1 rRNA gene is annotated in these 1,633 nt (G+C 52.8%); it reads right to left on the reverse strand.

Going from position 1 to position 1,633, the window contains the following annotated elements:
• Nucleotides 1-19 precede the first annotated feature (19 nt).
• Nucleotides 20-1,633, reverse strand: a 23S ribosomal RNA gene (locus CRO59_RS27665); the annotation flags it as partial.

Raw genomic sequence — 1,633 nt, forward strand, 5'->3', positions numbered from 1 at the left:
CAGATTGCTTGGGTGTTATATGGTCAAGCCTCACGGGCAATTAGTATTGGTTAGCTCAACGCCTCACAGCGCTTACACACCCAACCTATCAACGTCGTAGTCTTCGACGGCCCTTCAGGGAACTCAAGGTTCCAGTGAGATCTCATCTTGAGGCAAGTTTCCCGCTTAGATGCTTTCAGCGGTTATCTTTCCCGAACATAGCTACCCGGCAATGCCACTGGCGTGACAACCGGAACACCAGAGGTTCGTCCACTCCGGTCCTCTCGTACTAGGAGCAGCCCCTCTCAAATCTCAAACGTCCACGGCAGATAGGGACCGAACTGTCTCACGACGTTCTAAACCCAGCTCGCGTACCACTTTAAATGGCGAACAGCCATACCCTTGGGACCGGCTTCAGCCCCAGGATGTGATGAGCCGACATCGAGGTGCCAAACACCGCCGTCGATATGAACTCTTGGGCGGTATCAGCCTGTTATCCCCGGAGTACCTTTTATCCGTTGAGCGATGGCCCTTCCATACAGAACCACCGGATCACTAAGACCTACTTTCGTACCTGCTCGACGTGTCTGTCTCGCAGTCAAGCGCGCTTTTGCCTTTATACTCTACGACCGATTTCCGACCGGTCTGAGCGCACCTTCGTACTCCTCCGTTACTCTTTAGGAGGAGACCGCCCCAGTCAAACTACCCACCATACACTGTCCTCGATCCGGATAACGGACCTGAGTTAGAACCTCAAAGTTGCCAGGGTGGTATTTCAAGGATGGCTCCACGCGAACTGGCGTCCACGCTTCAAAGCCTCCCACCTATCCTACACAAGCAAATTCAAAGTCCAGTGCAAAGCTATAGTAAAGGTTCACGGGGTCTTTCCGTCTAGCCGCGGATACACTGCATCTTCACAGCGATTTCAATTTCACTGAGTCTCGGGTGGAGACAGCGCCGCCATCGTTACGCCATTCGTGCAGGTCGGAACTTACCCGACAAGGAATTTCGCTACCTTAGGACCGTTATAGTTACGGCCGCCGTTTACCGGGGCTTCGATCAAGAGCTTCGCGTTAGCTAACCCCATCAATTAACCTTCCGGCACCGGGCAGGCGTCACACCCTATACGTCCACTTTCGTGTTTGCAGAGTGCTGTGTTTTTAATAAACAGTCGCAGCGGCCTGGTATCTTCGACCGGCATGAGCTTACGGAGCAAGTCCTTCACCCTCACCGGCGCACCTTCTCCCGAAGTTACGGTGCCATTTTGCCTAGTTCCTTCACCCGAGTTCTCTCAAGCGCCTTGGTATTCTCTACCCAACCACCTGTGTCGGTTTGGGGTACGGTTCCTGGTTATCTGAAGCTTAGAAGCTTTTCTTGGAAGCATGGCATCAACCACTTCGTCACCTGAAAGGTAACTCGTCATCAGCTCTCGGCCTTAAGATCCCGGATTTACCTAAGATCTCAGCCTACCACCTTAAACTTGGACAACCAACGCCAAGCTGGCCTAGCCTTCTCCGTCCCTCCATCGCAATAACCAGAAGTACAGGAATATTAACCTGTTTTCCATCGACTACGCTTTTCAGCCTCGCCTTAGGGACCGACTAACCCTGCGTCGATTAACGTTGCGCAGGAAACCTTGGTCTTTCGGCGTGGG

The sequence above is a fragment of the Pseudomonas sp. LAMO17WK12:I5 genome (assembly GCF_900215165.1).
Lineage (GTDB): Bacteria > Pseudomonadota > Gammaproteobacteria > Pseudomonadales > Pseudomonadaceae > Aquipseudomonas > Aquipseudomonas putida_A.